Here is a 24,297-nt window from a genome sequence, read left to right as displayed (position 1 = left end):
AGGAAAAATTAAAATGGCAAAAGCTAAATTCGAGAGAAGTAAACCACACGTAAACATAGGAACAATTGGTCACGTTGACCATGGAAAGACAACAACAACAGCAGCAATTTCAAAAGTATTGTCTGAAAAAGGGCTAGCTGAAAAAGTTGATTTTGAAAACATCGACCAAGCTCCTGAAGAAAGAGAAAGAGGGATTACAATTAACACAGCTCACATTGAGTATGAAACAGAAAAAAGACACTACGCTCACGTAGACTGTCCAGGACATGCTGACTATGTAAAAAATATGATTACAGGAGCAGCTCAAATGGATGGAGCAATCCTAGTAGTATCAGCAGCTGACGGTCCAATGCCTCAAACAAGGGAACACATCTTGCTTGCAAGACAAGTAGGAGTACCTTACATCGTAGTATACTTGAACAAAGTAGACATGGTAGATGACGAAGAATTATTAGAATTAGTAGAAATGGAAGTAAGAGAATTATTAAACGAATACGGATTCCCGGGAGATGACGTACCAGTAATCAAAGGATCTTCATTAGGAGCATTAAATGGAGAACAAAAATGGATAGATGCAATTGTAGAACTGATGGATGCAGTGGATGAATATATTCCAACACCAGAAAGACCAATTGACCAACCATTCCTTATGCCAATTGAAGATGTGTTCACAATTACAGGAAGAGGAACAGTAGTAACAGGAAGAGTAGAAAGAGGAGTAGTAAAAGTTGGGGAAGAAGTAGAAATCGTAGGAATCAAGCCGACTTCAAAAACAACAGTAACAGGAGTAGAAATGTTCAGAAAATTATTGGATTCAGGACAAGCTGGAGATAATATAGGAGCATTGTTAAGAGGAACTAAGAAAGAAGAAGTGGAAAGAGGGCAAGTACTTGCAAAACCAGGAACAATCACTCCACATACAGGATTCAAGTCAGAAGTATACGTACTTACAAAAGATGAAGGAGGAAGACATACTCCATTCTTTACAGGATACAAGCCACAATTCTATTTCAGAACAACTGACATTACAGGAGAAGTAAACTTGCCAGAAGGTGTAGAAATGGTAATGCCTGGAGATAACATTGAAATGACAGTAGAACTGATTCACCCAATTGCAATGGAAGAAGGATTAAGATTTGCGATAAGAGAAGGTGGAAGAACAGTAGCTTCAGGAGTAGTTGCAACTATTACTAAATAGTTTTAAACAGTAAATTTCTTAAAATGTGGAAAAAAATATTGCAGATAATCAAAATATTTGTTATAATATTTAGAAATGTAATAGGAAATAGTTCAAGTTAAATAAAAGGAGAGATTAGATTTTGATAATCTAATTTCTCTAATTATAAAAAAAACAAGGTAAAATAAACAGGAGGAAAGACTTTGGATAAAATAAGAATATATTTACAATCTTATGATCATAAATTGTTAGATCAATCTGCTAAAAAAATTGCAGAAGTAGCTAAGAAAAATGGTTCAGAATTAGCAGGACCACTTCCATTACCTACAAAAATTAAAAAATATACAGTTTTAAGATCAGTTCACGTAAATAAAGATTCAAGAGAACAATTTGAAATGAGAATTCACAGAAGATTTGTAGAAATTAAAAATTCTAGTCAACAAATCGTAAATGCATTAGCATCATTAAACTTACCATCAGGTGTGGGAGTTGAAATTAAGCAATCGTAAGGCTTAGTACAAGTTGGCAAAAGATTGTCAACCAATATATTAAGGAGGAAAAATAAAAAATGATATTAGGTAAAAAAATCGGAATGACACAAATTTTTGAAGATGAAAAATTAATTCCAGTTACAGTAATCGAAGCAGGAACTAACTTCATTACACAAATTAAAACAGAAGAAAAAGAAGGATATAACGCTATCACATTAGCTTATGGAGATAAAAAAGAAAAAAATACTACTAAACCACTATTAGGTGTATTTAAAAAAGCAGGAGTTACTCCAAAAAGATTTCTTAAGGAATTTAAAGTAGCTAATCCAGCTGACTTTACATTGGGACAAGAAATTAAAGTAGATGTATTAGAAGGTATCGAATTCGTTGATATTTCTGGGACTTCAAAAGGTAAAGGGACTGCAGGAGTTATGAAAAGACATAACTTTGGTGGAAACAGAGCTTCACACGGGGTTTCAAGAAACCATAGACTTGGAGGTTCTAACGCAGGAGGAGCTGCATCAAACAGTAATGTACCTAAAGGTAAAAAAATGGCTGGAAGATTGGGAGCTGAAAAAGTAACAGTTCAAAACTTGCAAGTTATTAAATTTGATGTAGAAAACAGTCTTTTGTTAGTAAAAGGTGCTGTTCCAGGACCAAAAAATGGGTTCTTAGTAATCAAAAAATCGGTAAAAAAATATTAAATAGGAAAGAGAGGAGGATAACATGCCAGTTTTAAATATATATAAATTAGACGGTTCACAAGCAGGAACTGTGGAAGTAAATAACGAAATTTTTGGAATTGAACCAAATAAACACGTAATGCACGAAGTTTTAGTAGCAGAATTAGCTGAAGCAAGACAAGGATCAGCTTCAACAAAAACAAGAGCAGAAGTAAGAGGTGGAGGAAGAAAACCTTTTAGACAAAAAGGAACAGGTAGAGCAAGACAAGGTTCTACAAGAGCGCCACACATGGTAGGTGGAGGAGTTGTTCACGGACCAAAACCTAGAAATTATGCTAAAAAAGTAAATAAAAAAGTTAGAATATTAGCTTTAAGATCAGCTTTAGCTCAAAAAATTAGTGAAGGAAATGTAATCGTATTAGATGATTTTGCTTTAGAAACACCAAAAACAAAAACATTTGTTGAGTTTGCAAAAACATTAAATTTTAATGGAGCGAAACAATTATATATAACAAATGACGATACTGATACTGTAGATAGAGATTACTTCTTATACTTATCTACTAGAAATATTGAAAAAGTTGCAGCAATTAATACAAGAGATTTAAGCGTTTACTGGTTAATCAAACAAGATAAAGTAGTCTTAACTAAAGAAGCTCTTGCAACTATCGAGGAGGTGTTGGCATAATGCATATTACTGATATTATCAAAAAACCTGTAATTAATACAGAAAAAGCTAGAATTTTACTAGAAAATAATGAATATGTTTTCATTGTAGATAAAAGAGCAAATAAACTTCAAATTAAAGATGCGGTTGAAAAATTGTTCAATGTAAAAGTTCAAGGTGTAAATACTTTAAACATCAAACCAAAAAACAAAAGATTCAGAATGTCAATGTATAAAACATCTGCTATCAAAAAAGCAATTGTTAAATTAAAGGCTGGAGAATCAATTACAGCTTATGAAGGATAATTAATATATAAAATTTATTTTGATTTTGAAATTTAATTTTAAAAAAAGTAAAATAAATAATTTTTTTTGTGGAAATTATTTAATAAAAATGATATAATAGATAAGTTATGTAAAATTATAGAAATTATTCAGTGTTTTTGAATGATTTAAGAAAATAAAAATGAGAAATAGGAAGAGAGGGAACGTAAGTTATGCCAATAAAAAAATTAAAACCGATGACTAGTGGGACACGGCATATGTCGATATTAGTTAATAAGGACTTAGATAAAGTAAGACCTGAGAAATCTTTAGTTGAGCCATTAAGTTCATCTTATGGGATTGACAACTATGGACATAGAACAGGTAGAAACAGACATAAAGGACACAAAAGATTATATAGAGTAATCGACTGGAAAAGAAATAAAATTGGAGTGCCAGCAAAAGTTGCAACTCTTGAATATGATCCAAATAGAACTGCAAACATCGCATTGTTACATTATGTTGATGGAGAAAAAAGATATATCTTGGCTCCAAATGGACTTAAAAAAGGTGATGTTGTATTAGCAGGAGAAGGTGCGGACATTAAACCTGGAAATGCATTGAAATTAAAAGACTTGCCAGTAGGGACAGTTATTCACAATGTAGAACTTATGCCTGGTAAAGGTGGACAGTTGGCAAGATCTGCAGGAACAGCTGCAAGACTTGTCGCAAAAGAAGGAACTTACTGCCACGTGGAATTACCATCTGGAGAATTAAGACTGATTCACAAAGAATGTATGGCAACAGTTGGAGCAGTAGGAAATTCTGAACATTCATTAGTATCATTAGGAAAAGCTGGAAGAAATAGACACTTAGGAAGAAAACCTCACGTTAGAGGATCTGTAATGAACCCTGTGGATCACCCACACGGAGGAGGAGAAGGAAGATCTCCAATAGGTAGAAAATCACCAGTTACACCTTGGGGTAAACCTACACTCGGTAAGAAAACTAGAGGTAAAAAACCTAGTGATAAATTCATTGTTAGAGGAAGAAAAAAATAATTGTTTAAAAATTGATTTAATATTTAAAAATATATTGTTAAAGTTTTTAAATAAAAAACGTAGAAATGGACTGTGCCAGTCAAAATATCTGAATAGAAGTTTGGCTGAATATAAAAATATTGCTTGATACATGGAATTAAATAAATGAAATGTATTGAGTAACATTTCTCGATTTAAAAAATGAAATAAGGAGGAAAGAATGGCTCGTTCATTAAAAAAAGGACCTTTCGTCGATGCATATTTATTAGAAAAAATAGAAGCATTGGGAGGTAAAAAACAAGTTATCAAAACATGGTCTAGAAGATCAACTATATTCCCTGAATTTATTGGGCATACTTTTGCTGTATATAACGGTAAAAAACATATACCTGTATATATAACTGAGGAAATGGTTGGACATAAATTAGGCGAATTTGCACCAACTAGAACTTTCTATGGACATGGAAAAGATGCTAAAAAGGCTAAATAATTAAAAATTTAATATTTAATATTAAGGAATTAATAGATATACATTGGAAAGGAGAGGACTTTGAATGGCAGTTGTAGCTAAATTGAAATACCAAAGATTAAGCCCTCAAAAAGCAAGATTAGTTGCTGATATTGTAAGAGGGAAAAACGCATTACAAGCATTGAATATACTGAAATTTACAAACAAAAAAGCAGCATTATATATAGAAAAAACATTAAGATCAGCAATTGCAAATGCTGAACACAATAATAATATGGATCCTGATAAATTATTTGTTTCAAAAATATTAATTGATAAAGGACCAGTATTAAAGAGAATCAGCCCAAGAGCAATGGGAAGAGCTGATATTATCAGAAAACCAACAGCTCACATCACAGTAGAAGTTGATGAAAAAGTAGATTAATTTAGACAAATAAGGAGGTAAGTCTGTGGGACAAAAAGTAGATCCTAGGGGGATAAGATTAGGAATCACAAGAACTTGGGATTCAAAATGGTTCGCTGAGGGGAAAGAATACGTAGATAATTTTCATGAAGATTTAAAAATAAAAAAATATATTAAGAAAAACTATTACCATGCAGGGATTTCTTCTATTCAGATAGAAAGAACATCGCCTACAGAAGTAGCAGTTATTATAGAAACTGGAAAAGCTGGAATTTTAATTGGTAGAAAAGGTCAAGAAATCGAAGCTTTAAAAGTAAAATTGGAAAAATTGACTGGTAAAAGAGTTCAAATTAAAGTACAAGAAATCAAAAATCCTAATAAGGATGCTCAATTAGTAGCAGAAAGCATTGCAACAGCAATTGAAAAAAGGGTTGCTTATAAAAGAGCAGTTCAACAAGCTATTCAAAGAGCAGAAAAAGCTGGGATTAAAGGAATTAAAGTTATGGTATCGGGAAGATTGAATGGTGCCGAAATTGCGAGAAGTGAATGGACACTTTCAGGAAGAGTACCACTACATACTTTAAGAGCAGATGTTGATTATGCAACAGCTACTGCACACACTACATACGGTGCTTTAGGATTAAAAGTATGGATATTTAATGGTGAAGTTCTTTCTACTACAAAGGAAGGAGAAAACGAATAATATGTTAATACCTAAAAGAACGAAATATAGAAAACAGTTCAGAGGAAAAATGGGTGGTGTAGCAACTAAAGGAAACAAAGTTGATTTTGGTGAATTTGGACTTGCCGCTAAAGAATTTGGTTGGATTACTTCAAGACAAATTGAGGCTTGTAGGGTAACAATCAACAGAACGTTTAAAAGAGAAGGTAAAATTTGGATTAGAATATTCCCTGATAAACCTTATACTAAAAGACCTGAAGGAACAAGAATGGGTAAAGGTAAAGGTAATGCAGAAGGTTGGGTAGCAGTAGTTAAAAAAGATAAAGTAATGTTTGAAGTTGGCGGAGTATCTGAAGAAAAAGCCAAAGAAGCATTAAGAAAAGCTGGACATAAACTACCTATAAAAGTTAAATTTGTTAGAAAAGAAGAAGTAGGTGGTGATAAGTAATGACAATTAACGAAATTAGAGAATTATCATTGGAAGAATTGGAAGTTAAAGTAAATGAATTGAAACAAGAATTATTTAATTTAAAATTTCAAAAAACTCTTGGACAATTACAAAACACTGCTAAAATACGAGATGTTAAAAGAACAATAGCAAGATTAAAAACTGTTGTAACTGAAAAAACTGGTAAATAGGAGGATCAAGAGTGGAAAATAAAAGAAACGAAAGAAAAGTAAGAGAAGGAATCGTTGTTTCAAATAAAATGGATAAAACTGTAGTTGTTCTTGAGGAAACAATGAAATTACACAAACTTTATAAAAAAAGAGTAAAAACTTCTAAAAAATATAAAGCACACGATGAAAACAATGAATGTGGAATCGGAGATAGAGTGCAAATCATGGAAACTAGACCATTAAGTAAAGATAAAAGATGGAGAGTTGTTACAATCTTAGAAAGAGCTAAATAGTTCTATTTTATCAATAAAATAAAAAAAATAATATTTTATTTTCAATATTAAAAAAAAGCAAATAGCGTGAGTTAATATTTGAGAGGAGGAAATTTTAAATGGTTCAACAACAAACGATGCTTAATGTCGCTGATAACACTGGAGCTAAAAAAATCATGGTTATTAGAGTATTAGGTGGATCAAGAAGAAGATTCGGTAAAATAGGAGACATCGTAGTAGCAACTGTGAAAGAAGCTATACCAAACGGAAACGTTAAAAAAGGTGATGTAGTTAAAGCTGTAATCGTTAGAACAAGAAAAGAATTAAAAAGAGCAGATGGTTCATATATAAAATTTGATGATAATGCGGCAGTTATTTTAAATACTGCATTAGAAGTAAGAGGGACAAGAATCTTTGGACCTGTAGCAAGAGAATTAAGAGCTAAAAACTTTATGAAAATAGTTTCTCTAGCACCAGAAGTATTATAGGAAGGAGAGTTTAAACGTGGCTAAACCAAACTTAAAATCAGTACCTAGAAAATTACATGTTAAAACTGGAGATACAGTTATTGTAATTAGTGGCAGATCAAAAGATTTGTTACGTAATGAAAACAGTACACAAACTGGAGATAAAGGAAAAATTGGAAAAGTATTAAAAGTTTTCCCTAAAACTGGAAAAATAATTGTTGAGGGTGTAAATATTAAAAAAAGACACATCAAACCTAATGCAATGAACCCACAAGGCGAAGTTGTAGAAAGAGAAATGCCAATTTTCTCATCTAAAGTAATGCTTTGGGATGAAACGGCAGGAAAACCTACAAGAGTAAGAAAAGAAATAAGAGATGGAAAAAAAGTAAGAATATCAGTTGTATCTGGTAATGAAATATAATATTTTAGAGAGGAGGATGTCATAAGTGGACCAAAAATATATTCCAAGATTACAAAAATTATATAAAGATGAAATCGTTTCGTCATTAATGAAAGAACTAAATTTATCTAACGTTATGCAAGTACCTAAACTTAATAAAATAGTAGTTAATATGGGGATTGGAGAAGCAGTAAGCAATCCTAAATTAATAGATGCGGCTATCACTGAATTGGCACAAATTACAGGACAGCAGCCTGTAGCAAGAGCAGCTAGAAAATCAGAAGCTGGATTTAAATTAAGAGAAGGACAAAAAATTGGAGCGAAAGTTACATTAAGAAAAGAAAAAATGTATGAATTTCTTGATAGATTAATCAGTATTACTTTACCAAGAGTAAGAGATTTTGAAGGTGTTTCACCTAAAGGATTTGACGGAAGAGGGAATTATACATTAGGGTTAAGAGAACAAATCGTATTCCCTGAAATCGAGATTGATAAAGTAGATAAAATCTTTGGATTAGGAATCACAATTGTATCTACAGCAGAAAATGATGAGCAAGGAAGAGCTTTATTAAAAGCATTCGGAATGCCGTTTGCAAAATAGTATTATTTTGAAGGAGGTGTAATTTAATCAATGGCTAAAAAAGCAATGGTTGAAAGAAACTTAAAAAGACAAAAAACAGTTGATAAATATGCAGCTAAAAGGGCTGAATTAAAAGCAAGAGCTAAAAAAGGTGACAGAGAAGCAGTTTTAGAGTTATCTAAATTGCCTAGAAATGCTTCGCCTACAAGAGTTAGAAATAGATGTCAAATTAACGGAAGACCAAGAGGTTACATGAGAGAATTTGGTATTTCAAGAGTTATGTTCAGACAATTAGCAGGAGAGGGAGTTATCCCAGGAGTAAAAAAATCAAGTTGGTAATTTTGAGAGGAGGAAGAATTAATGTATTTAACAGATCCTATTGCTGATATGCTTACTAGAATCAGAAACGGAAACATGGCTAAACATGCACAAGTTGCAGTACCATTTTCAAGAATTAAAGAAAGTATAGCAAATATATTAAAAAATGAAGGATATATAAACGGTTACGAAATTAAAGAAGAAGGAGCTATAAAAAATATAGTTGTTTCTTTAAAAACTGTAGATGGAGAAGCTGTAATTAAAGGGTTAAAGAGAATATCAAAACCTGGAAGAAGAGTTTACACATCAGTAGAAAGTTTACCTAAAGTATTAGGTGGATTAGGAATTGCCATTGTCTCAACACCACAAGGTGTTATTACAGACAAGGAATGCAGAAAGCATAATGTTGGTGGAGAAGTTCTTTGCTACGTGTGGTAATTTACGCATTTTATAAATTAGGAGGATAAACAATGTCAAGAATAGGTAACAAACCTATAACTATACCTGCTGGTGTTGAAGTTAAGCAGGATGGTCATACTTTTACTGTAAAAGGGCCAAAAGGGCAATTAGTAAGAGAATTAAGCAGTGAAATTAAAGTAAATATTGATGGTAATGAAATTACATTTGAAAGACCAAATGATTTACCAAGTATTAGAGCTCTTCATGGGACTACAAGAGCAAATTTAAACAATATGATTGTTGGAGTAAGTGAAGGATTTTCTAAAGGATTGGAATTAGTCGGAGTAGGATATAGAGTACAGGCTAGTGGAAAAGGATTGACTTTATCTTTAGGATATTCACATCCAGTTGAAATTGAAGCAGTAGATGGAATTACTTTTAAAGTTGAAGGAAATACTAAAATTTCTGTTGAAGGAATTGACAAGCAATTAGTTGGACAAGTTGCTGCAAACATCAGAGCTAAGAGAGCGCCTGAACCTTACAAAGGAAAAGGAGTTAAATATGCTGACGAAGTAATTAGAAGAAAAGAAGGTAAGAAAGGATAGGAGGTAGATTTTAATGGTAAAAAAATTTGATAGAAATAAATTAAGACAAAAAAAACATAGAAGTATTAGAAAAAAAATCGTTGGAACTGCTGAAAGACCTAGACTTGCTGTGTATAGAAGTTTACAAAATATCTTCGTTCAAGTAATTGATGATACAACAGGAAACACTTTAGTTTCTGCATCAACTATTGAAAAAGGTGCTAAAATTGAAAAAGGTTCAAATATTGAAGCAGCTAAACAAGTTGGAGAAAGAATTGCTAAAAAAGCATTAGATAAAGGAATTACTGCTGTTGTATTCGACAGAGGTGGATATATTTACACAGGAAGAATTAAAGCTGTGGCAGATGCTGCTAGAGAAGCAGGATTAAAATTCTAAAGATAAGGAGGATTTATTTTGGCTAGAGATAGAGATAACAGAGAAAGAGAAAGTGAATATAAAGAAAGACTTTTAAGAATAAGCAGAGTTTCTAAAACTGTTAAAGGAGGAAGAAGAATTTCATTCTCAGTATTGGCAGCTGTTGGAGATGAAAAAGGAAAAGTAGGTATCGGTTTAGGAAAAGCTAACGGTGTACCTGATGCAATTAAAAAAGCTATTGCAAACGCTAAGAAAAACCTAGTAAATGTTTCATTAAAGGGTGGAACATTACCACATGAGCAAATTGGTAAATATAATGCAACTAGCGTATTATTAAAACCAGCTTCAAAAGGGACAGGAGTTATTGCTGGTTCAGCAACTAGGGAATTGCTTGAGTTAGCAGGTGTAACTGACGTGCTTACAAAAATTAGAGGTTCAAAAACTAAAGATAACGTTGCAAGAGCAACTTTAGAAGGTCTTAAACAATTACGTTCTCTTGAAGACGTGGCAAGACTTAGAGGAAAATCAGTTGAAGAAATTTTAGGATAATAGGTTAGGAGGTAAAATTAATGTCTAAAGTAAAAGTAACACTTGTAAAAGGAATTAATGGAAGAAAACCTAATCATGTTGCGACTGTAAAATCACTTGGATTAAGAAAAATCAGTCAAAGCGCAGTTCATAACAAAACTGCTGATATAGAAGGAAAAATTAAATTAGTTTCTTATTTACTTAAAGTAGAGGAGGTTTAAAGATAAATGAATCTTAATGAATTAAGACCTGCTGCTGGATCGAAAAGAGAAAGAAGAAGAGTAGGAAGAGGACACGGAACTGGTTGGGGTAAAACAGCTGGTAAAGGTCATAATGGACAAAAACAAAGATCAGGTTCTTATGTATCACCAATATTTGAAGGTGGACAAATGCCTATTATTAGAAGAATCCCTAAAAGAGGATTTTCTAATGCACCATTTAAAAAAGATATTATAGCAATTACATTGTCTGATATTGTTGAAAAATTTAATGATGGAGATGTAGTTAGCTTAGAAACATTAGTTGAAAATGGAATAGTTAAAAACCCTAAATTTATAAAAAAATATTCTGATGAAGTGTTAAGAAATATAAAAGGAAGAAGAGCTGTAAAAGAATACTTAAACTCAAATATTGAGGCTTATGTAAAAGAAAAGGAATTTACTAGCTTATTAAAAATTATAGGGAATACAGAAGTTAATAAAAAATTAACTGTAAAAGCACACAGAATCTCAAAAGCAGCTAAAGAATTAATCGAAAAAGCTGGAGGAAGTGTAGAATTATTAGAAATCAAATCATATTCAGCTAAAGCAGGAAATAATAAAAAAGAAGATGGAGATAAGTAAGATTTAATATCTTGCTTTTTCTTCATACACTAAAGGAGTGATAGAATTGACTCTAGCTGAAGCAGTATCAAGTAGGGTAAAAGCTATTTTTAATATACCTGAGTTAGAAAAAAGAGTAACATTTACATTACTTATGATAATGGTTGCAAGAGTTGGAATTCACATAGCAGTTCCTGGAATTAATACAGAAGCTTTTAAAAATTTCCAGCAAGGAAATGCGATTGCTCAATTTTTAAATTTATTTTCAGGTGGAGCTGTTGAAAGAGCTTCAATTTTTGCATTGGGAATTGTCCCTTACATTAATGCTTCCATTGTATTTCAATTATTAGGAGTTATTTTTCCTAAAATTGATGAAATGCAAAAGGAAGGTGGAAAAGAAAGAGATAAAATAACTCAGTGGTCAAGATATGTAACAATTGTACTTGCAATAATTCAATCTTTTGGAATTGCAATATTAATGCAAAATCAAGGGTTAGTATTAGAACCAGGTCCAAAATTTGTACTTAGTACAGTAGTTTTAATTACAGGTGGAACTTCATTTTTAATGTGGATCTCTGAAAGAATCTCAATAAGAGGTATTGGAAATGGGACATCAATGTTGATTTTCTTAAATATTGTTGCAGGATTGCCATCTGTTATTAGTAATATGTATGCTGGATTGCCTAGTGGAATGGGAAAAGTTTTATTGGGATTATCAGTAATAGTATTTATAATATTTATTGCATTAATGGTAATTGTTCAATTGGCTGAAAGAAGAATTCCTATCCAATATGCTGGAAAAGGAAGTCTTGGATTTGGCGGTGGGCAAAGTACTGTTGGAAAAAGAACATACTTGCCATTAAAAATAAATATGTCTGGAGTAATGCCAATAATCTTTGCATCAGTTTTGATGGCAGCACCTTCATTTTTAGTATCAATGATGAAATCTGGAAATTTAAAAAACTTTTTAGCAGCTCAATTTGAGCCGAAAGGAGTTTTTTACTTACTTTTATTTGCAATATTAATTACAGTATTTTCATTTTTCTATACACTTACAATTGCTTTTGATCCAGATAAGGTAGCAGATGATTTGAAGCAAAGTGGAGGAACAATTCCAACAATAAGAGCTGGAAAGGAAACTGCTGATTATTTGGAAAAAGTTGCAACGAGAGTAACATTTGGGAGTGCAATATTTTTATCATTATTGGGAATTATGCCAAATATTTGGTTTGGATATATTTTAAATCTTCCAGTAATGCTTGGAGGAACAAGTTTACTAATTTTAGTTGGGACTGCTGTAGAAATATTATTGCAAATAGACTCATTCTTGGCAGTTAAACATATGAAGAGCTTTGTAAATAGAAGACATCGTTAATATTAAAATTTAGAATTTATATAAAATAAAAAATCTCTAACTAGGTAAAATTCTTTTTAGAGATTTTTTTATTTATTTATATAATAAAAATTTTAATTTTTCAAATATTTTTTTCTCAATAAATATGAAATAAATTCCAATATAATTGCTACACCAAATATTAAGTATACAAATACTCCAATTTCACGTATATCAAAATACATTGTTCCAGACATAAACATATCGTATCCAATTCCACCAGCTCCAGCAGCAGCTCCAACTAAAACTGCATTTGTAAAGTTTATTTCAAAACGGATAAAAGTCCAGGATAAAATGGAAGTTACAGTGCTTGGTAAAACTCCTTGAAAGATAATTTTCCAAAATGAAGCTCCTGTTGCTCTCAAAGCTTCGATAATTCCGCTGTCTATCTCTTCGATGCTTTCAGAATAGGCTTTTACGAGGTAGGCGATACTGTGGAAGGTCATTCCTATAATTGCAGCTTCTACTCCAACATTTGCGACGACTGAAAAGACCATAACCCATAATATTGTTGGGATTGCTCGAATAAAGGATAAACCTAATTTTATAGTTTTTGATAAATGTTTATTGGAAAGATTTTGGGCTGCAAAAAAAGATAAAAATAATGCTATAAATGAGCCAATTATTGTTGTAAGGACTGCTAGGGCGATTGTTACTGCAAGGCTTTGAAACACTTGGGCATAAGTGTATCTGTCAGATAAACTTGGAGAAAAAAACATTGTTTTTAAGTCCTTGAAAAAATGTCTAGTTGCTTCAATGATATTGACACCGCCAAAATCCATTGTGGCTAAAGTATAAACGGTAATAACTGATAATACTGATAAGGTTGTGTATAAATAAATTCTTGATTTTGTAAGTTTTTTTATTTTTATTTTTTCCAAAAGAATATTCACCTTCTTTTTTATTTTATTTTTCTTCTTTTTATTTTTATAATAAAGAGAATTATTCAAATATTTTACATTAATTCACTTCTAAGTTTGTTTGAAAGCATTTCTACACCAACTACAATCACTGTAACGACTAAAATTACAAGCCCAGCGGCATCGTAACGGAAACTTTTGTAATATAAGCTAAATGTAAATCCAATTCCAGTTCCTGTTAAAATTCCAACTAATGTTGATTCTCTAACTCCAGTTTCTATGAAAAATAGAAGCCAGGATAAAAGCTGGGAAGATATACTTGGAATAACTCCACAAAATATTATTTGAAAGTATGAAGCTCCTACTGATTTTAATGCTTCAATTACATCACCTGCAACATCATCTATTGTTTCAGAAAAGGCACGTGTCAAATATCCAAATGTTATTAGAAATAACGCCAGAAAGCCTGTAAATTGGCTTTGCTTAAAGGAAAATACAAGTATTAATGACCAGGCTACAATTGGCATATTTCTAAAAAATGAAGCGATTACTTTTGTTATAATTTTTGTAAAAATATTGATTCCAGTTGAATTTGAACCGATGATTGCTAAAAATGAGGCAAATATTGCTGAAATTATTGTGGAAGTTATGGCAAGTAAAACTGTTTTTAAAGCAGAATTTATTATTTCAGGAAAATATTGAAGGGCATTTTGTGTGGGGATAAATTTTTGAAGTAGCCAAAAAATTCCAGCTGGAATTGAGGAAAATGCCGTTCCATTTTGAAAGCCTGAAATAATAGAGGATATTACGTAAAGTGAAATAATTATTAATATAAATACAATTTTAGAATGAAATCTCTGTTTAAAAATATCTTTTTCGTTTAAATTCATAAAATCCTCCTGTTAATCCAATTCTTCATCTTTATAAATAAATTCAATCATATCATCTGTAAGATGCTCTGGTTTATCATCAAAAATTTTCTCACCTTTATTTAAGGCAATAATTCTGTTTGAATATTTTTTTGCAATATCAACTTGATGAAGATTGACAATGCACGTAATTTTCAGTTCTGTAACAATTTTTTTTAAATAATCCATTATATTTTCGGCAGTTTTGGGGTCAAGTGAAGCGATTGGCTCATCACAGAGAAGCAGTTTTGGCTTTTGCATTATCGCTCTTGCAATTCCCACACGCTGTTTTTGCCCACCTGAAAGTTCGTTACATTTCTGATAGGCATATTTAGTCATGTTTACCTTTTCTAAAAATTTAAAAGCCTCTTTTTTTTCCTCTTCTGAATAAATCCCAAGTATTCCAGCAAATACCGACTTATATCCAAGCCGCCCATGAAGCACATTTTCAATAACAGTCAGTCTTTCCACAAGATTATAATTTTGAAAAATCATACCAATTTCACGCCTTACAAGCTCGATTTCTTTTTTCTTCAATTTTTCAATATTCCTATTTTTAAATAAAATCGAACCTTGGGAAATATCAATCATTTTATTAATACTTCTAAGCAATGTCGATTTTCCAGAACCCGACGGTCCAATGATGGAGATAAATTCACCTTTTTCCACTTCAAATGAGACATTTTTTAAGGCAGTTGTTCCATTGTTATATTCCTTTAAAATATTTTTTACACTTAATAACATAAAAAAATTCCTTTCTAAAATTCAAGTTTAGTTTTACTATACAAATAATATTTTAAAAAATAAGGCATATCAGTATCGGTATGCCTATTATAAGATTTATCTGTTTCCAATATTAATTTTATTAGTATTTTGATTGCCATTTTGCTTTTCTGCATTATTATTTGCATTATTACTGCTGCTATCGGTATTATTGTTATTACTGTTATTATTGTTAGTATTGCTGGAGCTTGCATTATTATTTAAGATATTGATTGCTGAACTGTTATTTTGTGGAGTGTTTTCATTATTAATTACGGCAGGCTGTTCAACTGCAATAATAGTTCCAAGTGACAGTAAATCCCTTTGTAACTTGTCAAGCTTGTCCTTTTGAGCATAAACAGTATCAATTAATGTTTCAATATTTTTATTGTCTTCCTCATATTTTGTCATAATTTGCTGATAATTGTTATTTCTCAAGTTTTCAATTTTTTGAGTTAGCAATGTTTTTTCTTCATCAGTCAAGACAGTATGATTCAAGTTTTTAAAATTATCATTTTCCATAACAAGTTCTGAAGAAAGTTTTATAGTTTTTCCTTCAATTAGATCATTTTTGGAATATTCAATAAGTGAACCTATTTTATTAATTGAAAATAAAGTTTTAGAAGTAAAGTTATCTTTGTTATAAGTAATCTCATAGCCATTATTTTGACCTTTTATCAAAGCCTTTGAATTATTTTGCAATAAAACTTCGCCACTTACTTGGGAAATATCTCCATTTAACCCTTTAGCCACAATTTTTCCTTCGTTAATATCTATATCTGAAATTCTAATATTTAAATCTTTTATTTCCTTTATAAGAGCAGTAGCTTTTAAAGCTGTGTTTAGTGATGTCTCTAAATCTTTCCCTTTATCTAGGAATATGTATAAATTCATATTTTGAACATTACTATTAGAATTATTGTTAAAGTCATTTAATGAAATTTCTTTTTCAAGTTTAGTCAAATTATCAGAAACGTTTGCAAGTGCAATATCCCTTTCCAGCTCGATTTCAGAAATATTTTTTTCAATATTTTCCTTTTCAGAATTTATAGACTTCACAAGTGGTTTAATTTCATTATTTAATTCTACAATTTTTTGAGCTTTACTCTTTAAATCTGTAAGTTCTGCATAATTTTTTTTCAAAACATTGATTTTTTCAATATTTTCTCTCCATTTGCTATTAATAAGGCTATCAGTATTAGTTGTTAAAGTTGCAACTTTATCTGTCGTTTCTTTAATGAAATCAGCAGTTGTTTTATCTGCCTTTTCTTGAGCACTAAGAGAATTTATTTTTTCTGTAAAAGTATCAATTTGAGAATTTTTTTCCTTATAAATGCTATCTAAATTTACATCTTCCAACTTCAGGTTAGAAATTGTCAATTTTGGCACAAGTTTAAACAGTCCAGTTCGTACTATTCCAACTGTGGCATGTCCTTTTCCAAGATTTTTTCCATTAACTACAAAATTATCAAAAACCATCCGACTATTTTTTACAGAATATTTTACATTTTCAAATTCAGAATGTTTGGATCTTGCCATAAATGAAACGATATTACTTGAAAACATAATACCAAAAAGAAATATGACTAATACTAGCAATACAGCACTTAACAAGTATTTTAAAATTTTCACAAAAAACCCTCCTTTAATGTGATTTTTATTATTTATAGAGGTAAATAAAATTCTGTTAATATAGCATTTTTTTATTTTAATTTTTTATATTTTTTAATAAGGGGAAATTTTCCCCTTGTTTTATGAAGTACTACTGTTAACGGATTTTTATAACGCCTAAACATTACTATAATCAATTAAATTATTTAATATTTTTTATTGCATCATCCATATTTGAAAGTTTAAATTCATCAGATACAGATTTTAAATAATTTTGTTGTTCAATTTGTCTTTTTTGATTTTTAACTTGAGTTTTGATAGCTTCTTTAACTTTTTCAAAAGGAATTACACCTTTAGAGTTCTTTTCCAATACTCTTACAATATATAAAGCATTGTCAACCTTAACTACGCTATTAACAATTTGTCCAGCTGGTACATTTTTAATAGCTGCACCTAATGCACCTAAACGACTTTCTGGAATTTCAGGGGTTTCTCCATTTTCAGGAACTCCAGGAATATTTGCATTGTATTTACGTGCATACGTAGTAAAATTATTAGGATTTGCAAGAACATCCTTTAATACTTGGTTTGCTGTTGCAGAGTCAGCAGCTTTGAAGGCTATAATTTGTAATTTTGCAGAATCTTCTTGAAGAGTGAATGCAGCAGGGTTTGCATCATAATATTTTTTAGCTTCTTCGTCAGTAACATTAACTTTACCATTAACTTCATTAACTAAAGTTAAGCTTGCTAATAATTGTTCTTTTATAACATTTTGATTTTCCGTATATTTTTTATCTTTGTCAAGTTTTTCTTCTTTACCTTTTATTGCAAGTGCTCTATTTAAAGCGATATTTTTAATAATAGATTGTTTCATTTGCTTAATTTGGTCAGGTGTAAGATCCTTTTGTGTCAAACCGTTAGAAAATAAATTTTTTTGTAATTCAATATCAACTTCATTTTCGTATACTTTTATTTTTTTATCTGCTGATTCAAATAGTACTTTTCCATTTTGTCCATTTCCACAAGATAATGCAAATATGCATAATGTTGTTATAATACCCATTTTTAATTTATTGTTCATCTTAGAATCCTCCAATTTAATTTGTTTATTTAAATTTCTAAATTTATAGCTCTAGTATATCACAACATTGCAAACATTTCAAATTAATTAAATAAAAGTAGAATAATTTTTTTTATTTTATTTAAAAAATTTGTATATATATTGAAAAAATACGGAAAATTTGATATAATCATTTAAACTAGGAAATAAAAATATAAAAAAGCGCCAGTTCTTTAGGAGTAATTTTGAAAATATAAAATTTATGTATAAAGAAGACGAGGAAAAGAGTCATCGAAATATCGGCGGATGCTCTTTAGGTGGTTACAGCCTCAATAATATACAAAAATTTCAAGTAATTGGAATTACAAAATTATTATAGTAACATTTTCTAGTAATTTTATATTATTAAAGGAGAAGATACTATGTGTGGAATTGTAGGTTACATTGGAGCAAAAAATGCTCAAGATTTTGTTATTGACGGGTTGGAAAAGTTAGAGTACAGAGGGTATGATTCAGCTGGGATTGCTGTTAATACTGGAAGTGAAAAGTTTGAGATTGTGAAAAAAGTGGGAAGATTGAAAAATTTGGCTGATGAACTGGAAAAACATCCGCTTAAAGGGACAGTTGCGATTGGGCATACAAGATGGGCAACTCACGGAAAGCCATCTGATGAAAATTCGCATCCCCATTTTAATAAGGATAAAACATTAGTTGTTGTTCATAATGGAATTATTGAAAATTATTTAGAGTTGAAAAGAGATTTAATTGCAAAAGGATATGAATTTAAATCAGAAACTGATACAGAAGTTGTGGCACATTTATTGGACGAACTTTATACAGGAGATATTCTTGAAACAGTAAAAAAATTGCTAAAAGTTATAAAGGGTGCCTATGCGCTTGGAATCATGTCTGTTAAGGAGCCTGATAGAATTATTGCGGCTAGAAAGGAAAGTCCGTTAATAGTTGGAATTGGAAAGGGAGAAAACTTTATTGCGTCTGATATTCCTGCTATTTTAAAATATACGAGAGATGTTTATTTAATTGAAAATAATGAAATTGTGGAAATAAAAAAAGATTCTGTAAAAATTATGGATGCTGACGGAAATGAGAAAAAAAGAGAAATAACTCATATTGAATGGGATTTGGAAGCCGCTTCTAAAGGTGGATATGAATATTTTATGGAAAAGGAAATTTTTGAACAGCCTGAAGTACTTGTAAAAACATTAAACAGCAGAGTTGATGGAAATTACAACATTAATTTTGATAATGCGGGGCTTACAAAGGAATATTTGAGTGGAATTAACGATATTTATATTGTGGCTTGTGGAACTGCTTATCATGCAGGGCTTGCCGGAAAGCATATTATTGAGAAAAAAACTAGAATACGTGTAGATGTTGACATTGCTTCTGAATTTAGATATAGAAATCCTGTAATTGATGATAAAACATTGGTTATTGTGTTAAGCCAGTCTGGAGAAACTTTGGATACGCTTGAAGCTATGAAGGAAGCTAAAAGACATGGTGCAAGAGTTGTTGCAATTACAAATGTGGTAGGATCTTCGGTAGCAAGAGAAGCAGATCATGTTATTTACACTTGGGCAGGACCTGAAATTGCCGTTGCCTCTACAAAAGCATACACTACTCAAATGGTAATTTTAAACTTAATGGCAATTGATTTTGCATATAAATTTGGAAAAATTACAAAAGATGAAGCAGCTGAGAATATTAAAAAATTGTATGAAGTAGAACAAAGTATTCAAAGAATGCTGGAATACGATGAAAAAATCAAAGATGTTGCTGATAAAATCAAGGATAGCGAAAGCATGTTCTATCTTGGGCGTGGACTTGATTATGTAATCGCTGTGGAAGGTGCCCTAAAATCTAAAGAAATCTCGTATATTCATTCAGAAGCCTTTGCTTCAGGGGAATTGAAACACGGAACTATAGCATTAATTACAGATGGAGTACCAGTTGTTGTAAATGCTACACAATCTGACTTATTTGAAAAATCAGTATCAAACATAAAGGAAGTCACATCAAGGGGAGCTTATGTCATTGCAGTTGCAAAAGAAGGAAATACAGTTGTGGAAGAAGTGGCAGATGAAGTATTCTATATTCCAAATGTGGAAGATGATTACGCAGGATTCCCTACAATCGTAATTCATCAGTTATTGGCATACTATTTATCAAAATTAAAGGGAAATGATGTTGATAAGCCTAGAAACTTGGCAAAATCAGTAACTGTAGAATAAAAAAGATAGTTATTTAATAATTATAAATAAAAAAAATGGAGGAAAAAATTATGAAATTTGACGATTTAAAAAAAGGTGCAGAAGATGCATTGAAAAAAACTGTAGATGGAGCAAAAGACTTGGCTGACAAAGCTGCTGACAAAACAAAGGAAATTGCTGGAAGCGAAGTTGCTCAAAATATTAAAAAAGGAACTGAAGAAGTTTTTGAAAAAACTGTGGAAGGTGCAAAAGACTTGGCTAATAAAGCAGCAAATAACAAAATTGTTAAAGATGTGGAAAAAGGTGCTGAAAAAGCAGTAGATAAAACTGTAGAAGGAGCAAAGGACTTGGCCGGCAAAGTTACTGGAATGTTTAAAAAATAGTGCAAAAATGTAGTAAAAAGAAGTTACTTGGAGTATCAGTTTTGGTACTCCATTTTTTAAAAAAAATTTTGAAAAATCAAAAAAATGTGGTAAAATAAGTTTGTAGTAAAAATTCCTACCATTACCAAAATTAAAAAAATCAAGGAAAAATCTATTGAAAGCCAGTAAAAATGCAGGCTAGGAGTTACGGAAAATGCCAAAAAAACAGCAAAAAATAACAAAAATTAGTCAAAAAAATGCGATTTTAATGTCTGAAAAAATCTCTGTAACACCGATAAATAAAGAATTTTCTCAAAAGTACGGGTTAAAGTAGAGTATCCATCAAAACAAGGGTTAAATTATTCGTTAAAAACAACAACTTTTACATAAGGTTGTTTTTTTTATTTGTAAAAAAAGATTTAAATACTTTAATCCATCAAATTTTTAAAATGTTTTGTTATTTTTGGGAAAATTTGATATAATTTATGCAATAGGAATTGGATTTTGGGTGATGAATTTGAGTAATGAATAAAAAATATTATGTAAAGTCAAATTTAGAAAGGAAATTTTGTGAAAAAATTAAAAGACTATTATGACAGGTTTAAGAGTTTGAATCCACGGTATTCGGGAATAAAATTGGGGATTATTGTTGCAGTTATTGCTTATTTTATTGCAAGAATTTTTTTTGTGGTGGAAATTTCAAGGGATATGATAATTTCACTTGCGGTTTTTGTAATATCAATGACTTTTCATGAGGTGGCACATGGATATGTGGCTTATAAATTTGGGGATAATACGGCAAAAATGAATGGAAGGATAACCTTGAATCCCCTAAAGCATATTGACTTGACAGGGATAATTTTGCCTATTTTAATACTTTTGAGCGGATTTAAGTTTTTGGTAGGCTGGGCAAAGCCTGTTCCAGTGAATTTTGATAATCTAAGACCACATCGGCTTGGGTTATTTTGTGTTGCGATAGCTGGAATAACTGTAAATTTTATTATTGCTGCAGTTTCACTTCTTTTATTAAAATATCTTGGGAAATACTTGGATATTGAAAATATTTTTATGACAGTTCTGCTTTATACATATCTAATAAATTTGTTGCTTGGTATGTTTAATTTAATACCAATAACACCTTTGGATGGTGGAAGGATAATTTATTCTTTTTCTGGTAAGAGAGTAAGAAAATTTTATGATAAAATTGAAAAATATGGAATTTTAATTATATTTGCCATAGTTTACTTTGGAAGTCGAATTCTAATGAATGGATTTATAGTAATTGTGGAGTTCCTTTTAAAATTAGCGGGAATTAATTTTAATTTGATGTTTTAAATTTCAAAAAAAATCAAGAAAAAATTTTTAAAAATCAAAAATGTGGGATATACTATAATGTATAAAAAATATAGGCGATTGTATAGTACAAATGATTTAAAGACGAACTCAAAAGTTATGACTATTTTATCCCAACCTTAGGTTTATGTAATTTTTAATAGTTCAATTTTAAATGGGTTTGAGTATAAAAGTAAAAGCGATGAAGACTGAATGACAACAGTATTTATAATTACAAGGGTCAAGACTCCTTGTCAGAAAATGGAAAAAATAAGAAATTAAAGCATAAAAAATACTATGTTTGTTGAAAGTTTTAAACTTTTGCAAATGACTGTACAATGAATATTAAAGGAGATGTTTTTATCAAAATTTTAAGGATGTGGTAAAGATGAGAAAATTATTCTTGATTTTAGGAATATTTTTAATGATAAATTTTGAAATATATGGATTTACACAAAAGGAAAAGATTCAGGAAACATTGTCAAAACTTGGAGTTAAGCAAGAATTGATTGATGAAACGATTGCATTGGATTATGAAATACGTGATACGCAATATTTTGAGGAAGATGAGAAAATCATACGAGAACGGGTCGCAAAGCTGGAAAAATTGCTTCAAAAGGATAAGAGGAATTATATAGCCGCACAGGCATTGATTACTATTTTTGAATCAAAAATAAGTGGAGATTATAAAAAATATTTGGATTTATTTGAAAAATATACACCCTATGAATATACAAAAACTTTTTCAAAAATGATGTATGCTTTGGAACAAGGAAATATGCCTGAATTTGAAAAATACATGGATGAAATTCCTAAAAAATATAGTGATCCTTCGATAATAGCACTATCAAAAATTTTTGTGGCAAAAAATCCTGAGGAAAAACAGATGTTGACAGAAAAAGTTTTGAAATTGTTAAAGGATGAAAGCGAAAGAAAAAAAATAGGAGTTTCTGATGAGGAATATCATCTGATGAAATTGACTTATTATTTGAATAAAATTCGTGGATTATTTGATAAGAGAGAAGTGAAGCAGGCTGTTGCAGAGTATTTGGATAATGTTGTGAATGATAATGTTAGTGATGAAATACGGAATTATAATCTTCGTGCTGAAGTTATACTTTATTTTAACGTTGTAATAATGAATGAAGAAATACGGGAAATTATGCTTAAAATAAGTAATGGAGCAAAATTAGAAGATACTTGGATTGCTAAGAAAATTCAAGAAGAAACTGAAAAAGATAAGGATTTCTTGGCAAAAATGGTAAATTAATACTGCTTAATAAGGAAATAATAGTTCCTTTCCAGTAAATAAACAAAATATATTTAAATAAAATTTATATAAAAACAGGAGGAAATTTATGAAAAAATTGTTTATATTATTGTCGTTGCCATTGTTTTTTAGTTTAAATTCAAAATCACTGGCATATACACGGGCAGAGCTTATACAGGATAGGCTTTCTAAAATTGGGATAAAACAGGATATTATTGATGAAACTATAAAATTTCAATATGATATTAAAGATGAAAAAAATTTTTTTACAGAAGATGGAAAAGAAAATGATGATTTTCTAAAACTGAAGGAAATTTATGAAAAAGATGAGAGAAACGAAACATTGGGAGCAACTATTGCTGGTGCATATATGATTGGAGACCAAAAGGATTTTAAAAAAGCAAGACAATATATGGACAAAATTTCAAAATACTCGTCAAAATTTGATAGATTGTCAAATGAATGGAGCTATTACAAACTAAAAGGTGATGAAAAAATTGCTAAAAAATATTATAATCTTTTAAAGCGAAGCTATAAAGGAACTCCAGTTATGGATTTGGTTGAAATATTAAATGATAATTTGGAGATGATTTCATTTATTAATACATTGGGAGATTATTTAAATGAAGAAGATAACAGTACAAATAATGAAGCGAATGATCTTCCAGATGGATTTTTATACGATGAAAAAAATGGAATTATACAAAATAAAAATGAAGATGAAAGTGATGATTTGGATGAAGCAGAAGATACTGAAGAAGATAGTAAAACTTATTCTGAAAGTATAAAGGAAATCCTTGACGATGGAAAAGACACTATAAAAAGTCAAAAAGAGGAAACCAGCAAATATAAACGAATAGTAGATTATTTTAAAATTGATAAAAATCAAAAGGAATTTGGTATTCCAAATGATTATGTAAGAGGATTTGAGTTAAAAATCGCAGAAATAGAGATAGCTAAAAATATGATGAATTATGGAGTGGGAAGTGCAGTAAAATATTATTTAGACAACGTTTCAACAAAGGATGTAAGTTATGAAGATGTATACTTTAACGAGCAGTCAGAACTGGAACTTTATCTAGCTGTTGCCCAAATGCTTGCAGTTGCTGATGAAAGTGTAGTAAACAAATATAGAAAGGATTTTGAAAATACAAGAGTAATTAAACTGTTGGATGAAGTTCTAAAAAATGAAAGAAAAAAAGAGAAGGATAAAATTGAAAATCCTGATAAAAATAGTAAAAAACATATAAAAGGTTAATTTTTAAAATTA

Annotated in this window: 33 protein-coding genes; 28 read left to right on the top strand and 5 right to left on the bottom strand. The window is 30.4% G+C overall.

Features of this window, described 5'->3' with window-relative positions:
* The first annotated feature begins 13 nt into the window (after positions 1-13).
* From tuf to secY, 23 genes are all read left to right on the top strand, one after another.
* Positions 14-1,198 carry an elongation factor Tu gene (tuf, locus tag FVE73_RS09830; RefSeq protein WP_060917639.1) on the top strand — a complete coding sequence of 395 codons (1,185 nt, stop codon included), beginning with the start codon at positions 14-16 and terminating at the stop codon, positions 1,196-1,198.
* A gap of 182 nt (positions 1,199-1,380) precedes the next feature.
* On the top strand, positions 1,381-1,686 hold the full coding sequence (gene rpsJ / locus FVE73_RS09825; protein ID WP_018498284.1) for a 30S ribosomal protein S10: 306 nt from the start codon (positions 1,381-1,383) through the stop codon (positions 1,684-1,686).
* A gap of 59 nt (positions 1,687-1,745) precedes the next feature.
* Positions 1,746-2,372 (top strand): 50S ribosomal protein L3, encoded by a 627-nt coding sequence (rplC, locus tag FVE73_RS09820; RefSeq protein WP_018498283.1) that lies wholly within the window; start codon positions 1,746-1,748, stop codon positions 2,370-2,372.
* Between the two features lie 22 nt (positions 2,373-2,394).
* On the top strand, positions 2,395-3,039 hold the full coding sequence (gene rplD / locus FVE73_RS09815; protein ID WP_018498282.1) for a 50S ribosomal protein L4: 645 nt from the start codon (positions 2,395-2,397) through the stop codon (positions 3,037-3,039).
* The gene (rplW, locus tag FVE73_RS09810) at positions 3,039-3,323 is read left to right on the top strand and encodes a 50S ribosomal protein L23 (protein ID WP_018498281.1); all 285 of its coding nucleotides are present in this window, start codon (positions 3,039-3,041) and stop codon (positions 3,321-3,323) included. Before rplD ends, rplW begins: the two co-directional genes overlap by 1 nt.
* A gap of 191 nt (positions 3,324-3,514) precedes the next feature.
* A complete protein-coding gene (rplB, locus tag FVE73_RS09805; protein WP_018498280.1) occupies positions 3,515-4,342 on the top strand; it encodes a 50S ribosomal protein L2 in 828 nt (275 codons plus the stop codon).
* A gap of 199 nt (positions 4,343-4,541) precedes the next feature.
* Positions 4,542-4,811 carry a 30S ribosomal protein S19 gene (rpsS, locus tag FVE73_RS09800; protein WP_018498278.1) on the top strand — a complete coding sequence of 90 codons (270 nt, stop codon included), beginning with the start codon at positions 4,542-4,544 and terminating at the stop codon, positions 4,809-4,811.
* A gap of 64 nt (positions 4,812-4,875) precedes the next feature.
* Positions 4,876-5,214: a 50S ribosomal protein L22 gene (gene rplV, locus FVE73_RS09795; protein WP_018498277.1), complete on the top strand. Its 339-nt coding sequence runs from the start codon at positions 4,876-4,878 to the stop codon at positions 5,212-5,214.
* 25 nt (positions 5,215-5,239) lie between these two features.
* Positions 5,240-5,896 carry a 30S ribosomal protein S3 gene (gene rpsC, locus FVE73_RS09790; protein WP_018498276.1) on the top strand — a complete coding sequence of 219 codons (657 nt, stop codon included), beginning with the start codon at positions 5,240-5,242 and terminating at the stop codon, positions 5,894-5,896.
* Position 5,897: 1 nt separating this feature from the next.
* Positions 5,898-6,323, top strand: a complete 426-nt coding sequence (gene rplP, locus FVE73_RS09785; protein WP_018498275.1) for a 50S ribosomal protein L16 — start codon at positions 5,898-5,900, stop codon at positions 6,321-6,323.
* The gene (rpmC, locus tag FVE73_RS09780) at positions 6,323-6,514 is read left to right on the top strand and encodes a 50S ribosomal protein L29 (RefSeq protein ID WP_006806082.1); all 192 of its coding nucleotides are present in this window, start codon (positions 6,323-6,325) and stop codon (positions 6,512-6,514) included. Before rplP ends, rpmC begins: the two co-directional genes overlap by 1 nt.
* An 11-nt stretch (positions 6,515-6,525) precedes the next feature.
* Entirely contained in the window at positions 6,526-6,786 is a 261-nt protein-coding gene (gene rpsQ / locus FVE73_RS09775; protein ID WP_018498274.1) for a 30S ribosomal protein S17, read from the top strand.
* Between the two features lie 98 nt (positions 6,787-6,884).
* Positions 6,885-7,253 carry a 50S ribosomal protein L14 gene (gene rplN / locus FVE73_RS09770; RefSeq protein ID WP_006806080.1) on the top strand — a complete coding sequence of 123 codons (369 nt, stop codon included), beginning with the start codon at positions 6,885-6,887 and terminating at the stop codon, positions 7,251-7,253.
* A gap of 16 nt (positions 7,254-7,269) precedes the next feature.
* Positions 7,270-7,653 carry a 50S ribosomal protein L24 gene (gene rplX, locus FVE73_RS09765; RefSeq protein ID WP_018498273.1) on the top strand — a complete coding sequence of 128 codons (384 nt, stop codon included), beginning with the start codon at positions 7,270-7,272 and terminating at the stop codon, positions 7,651-7,653.
* Positions 7,654-7,678: 25 nt separating this feature from the next.
* Positions 7,679-8,233, top strand: coding sequence for a 50S ribosomal protein L5 (gene rplE, locus FVE73_RS09760; RefSeq protein WP_018498272.1), 555 nt, complete (start codon positions 7,679-7,681; stop codon positions 8,231-8,233).
* A 30-nt stretch (positions 8,234-8,263) separates the two neighbouring features.
* Positions 8,264-8,551, top strand: coding sequence for a 30S ribosomal protein S14 (rpsN, locus tag FVE73_RS09755; RefSeq protein WP_018498271.1), 288 nt, complete (start codon positions 8,264-8,266; stop codon positions 8,549-8,551).
* Between the two features lie 21 nt (positions 8,552-8,572).
* Positions 8,573-8,968: a 30S ribosomal protein S8 gene (gene rpsH / locus FVE73_RS09750; protein WP_018451269.1), complete on the top strand. Its 396-nt coding sequence runs from the start codon at positions 8,573-8,575 to the stop codon at positions 8,966-8,968.
* A gap of 32 nt (positions 8,969-9,000) precedes the next feature.
* The gene (gene rplF / locus FVE73_RS09745) at positions 9,001-9,534 is read left to right on the top strand and encodes a 50S ribosomal protein L6 (RefSeq protein WP_018498270.1); all 534 of its coding nucleotides are present in this window, start codon (positions 9,001-9,003) and stop codon (positions 9,532-9,534) included.
* A 13-nt stretch (positions 9,535-9,547) separates the two neighbouring features.
* Positions 9,548-9,910, top strand: coding sequence for a 50S ribosomal protein L18 (gene rplR, locus FVE73_RS09740; RefSeq protein WP_018498269.1), 363 nt, complete (start codon positions 9,548-9,550; stop codon positions 9,908-9,910).
* Between the two features lie 18 nt (positions 9,911-9,928).
* A complete protein-coding gene (gene rpsE / locus FVE73_RS09735; protein ID WP_018498268.1) occupies positions 9,929-10,438 on the top strand; it encodes a 30S ribosomal protein S5 in 510 nt (169 codons plus the stop codon).
* A 20-nt stretch (positions 10,439-10,458) separates the two neighbouring features.
* Entirely contained in the window at positions 10,459-10,638 is a 180-nt protein-coding gene (gene rpmD / locus FVE73_RS09730) for a 50S ribosomal protein L30 (RefSeq protein ID WP_006806072.1), read from the top strand.
* A 6-nt stretch (positions 10,639-10,644) separates the two neighbouring features.
* Positions 10,645-11,259: a 50S ribosomal protein L15 gene (rplO, locus tag FVE73_RS09725; RefSeq protein ID WP_018498267.1), complete on the top strand. Its 615-nt coding sequence runs from the start codon at positions 10,645-10,647 to the stop codon at positions 11,257-11,259.
* Between the two features lie 46 nt (positions 11,260-11,305).
* Complete coding sequence (gene secY, locus FVE73_RS09720) at positions 11,306-12,613, top strand: preprotein translocase subunit SecY (RefSeq protein ID WP_018498266.1); 1,308 nt, start codon at positions 11,306-11,308, stop codon at positions 12,611-12,613.
* A 92-nt stretch (positions 12,614-12,705) separates the two neighbouring features.
* Here the strand turns inward: secY and FVE73_RS09715 are convergent, their stop codons facing one another.
* The 5 genes from FVE73_RS09715 to FVE73_RS09695 all read right to left on the bottom strand — a co-directional run bounded on the left by FVE73_RS09715 (position 12,706) and on the right by FVE73_RS09695 (position 17,853).
* Positions 12,706-13,512 (bottom strand): PhnE/PtxC family ABC transporter permease, encoded by an 807-nt coding sequence (locus FVE73_RS09715; protein ID WP_232058513.1) that lies wholly within the window; start codon positions 13,510-13,512, stop codon positions 12,706-12,708.
* Between the two features lie 74 nt (positions 13,513-13,586).
* Positions 13,587-14,381: a PhnE/PtxC family ABC transporter permease gene (locus FVE73_RS09710; protein ID WP_018498264.1), complete on the bottom strand. Its 795-nt coding sequence runs from the start codon at positions 14,379-14,381 to the stop codon at positions 13,587-13,589.
* A 12-nt stretch (positions 14,382-14,393) separates the two neighbouring features.
* Entirely contained in the window at positions 14,394-15,143 is a 750-nt protein-coding gene (gene phnC, locus FVE73_RS09705) for a phosphonate ABC transporter ATP-binding protein (RefSeq protein WP_018498263.1), read from the bottom strand.
* 96 nt (positions 15,144-15,239) lie between these two features.
* Entirely contained in the window at positions 15,240-16,793 is a 1,554-nt protein-coding gene (locus FVE73_RS09700; protein ID WP_018498262.1) for a hypothetical protein, read from the bottom strand.
* Positions 16,794-16,974: 181 nt separating this feature from the next.
* Positions 16,975-17,853 (bottom strand): peptidyl-prolyl cis-trans isomerase, encoded by an 879-nt coding sequence (locus tag FVE73_RS09695; RefSeq protein ID WP_018498261.1) that lies wholly within the window; start codon positions 17,851-17,853, stop codon positions 16,975-16,977.
* A gap of 401 nt (positions 17,854-18,254) precedes the next feature.
* Between FVE73_RS09695 and glmS the strand changes: the two genes are divergently transcribed.
* The 5 genes from glmS to FVE73_RS09670 all read left to right on the top strand — a co-directional run bounded on the left by glmS (position 18,255) and on the right by FVE73_RS09670 (position 24,285).
* A complete protein-coding gene (gene glmS, locus FVE73_RS09690) occupies positions 18,255-20,084 on the top strand; it encodes a glutamine--fructose-6-phosphate transaminase (isomerizing) (protein ID WP_018498260.1) in 1,830 nt (609 codons plus the stop codon).
* A 50-nt stretch (positions 20,085-20,134) separates the two neighbouring features.
* Positions 20,135-20,446, top strand: a complete 312-nt coding sequence (locus tag FVE73_RS09685; RefSeq protein ID WP_015770275.1) for a hypothetical protein — start codon at positions 20,135-20,137, stop codon at positions 20,444-20,446.
* Between the two features lie 549 nt (positions 20,447-20,995).
* Positions 20,996-21,760: a site-2 protease family protein gene (locus FVE73_RS09680; RefSeq protein ID WP_018498258.1), complete on the top strand. Its 765-nt coding sequence runs from the start codon at positions 20,996-20,998 to the stop codon at positions 21,758-21,760.
* A 385-nt stretch (positions 21,761-22,145) separates the two neighbouring features.
* Positions 22,146-23,027 (top strand): hypothetical protein, encoded by an 882-nt coding sequence (locus FVE73_RS09675; protein WP_018498257.1) that lies wholly within the window; start codon positions 22,146-22,148, stop codon positions 23,025-23,027.
* An 88-nt stretch (positions 23,028-23,115) separates the two neighbouring features.
* A complete protein-coding gene (locus tag FVE73_RS09670; protein ID WP_018498256.1) occupies positions 23,116-24,285 on the top strand; it encodes a hypothetical protein in 1,170 nt (389 codons plus the stop codon).
* The last annotated feature ends 12 nt before the right edge of the window (positions 24,286-24,297 follow it).

This window comes from Leptotrichia wadei (assembly GCF_007990545.2).
Lineage (GTDB): Bacteria > Fusobacteriota > Fusobacteriia > Fusobacteriales > Leptotrichiaceae > Leptotrichia > Leptotrichia wadei.
The sequence above is the reverse complement of the archived record's forward strand: the minus strand, read 5'-3'. Positions and strand labels throughout refer to the sequence as shown.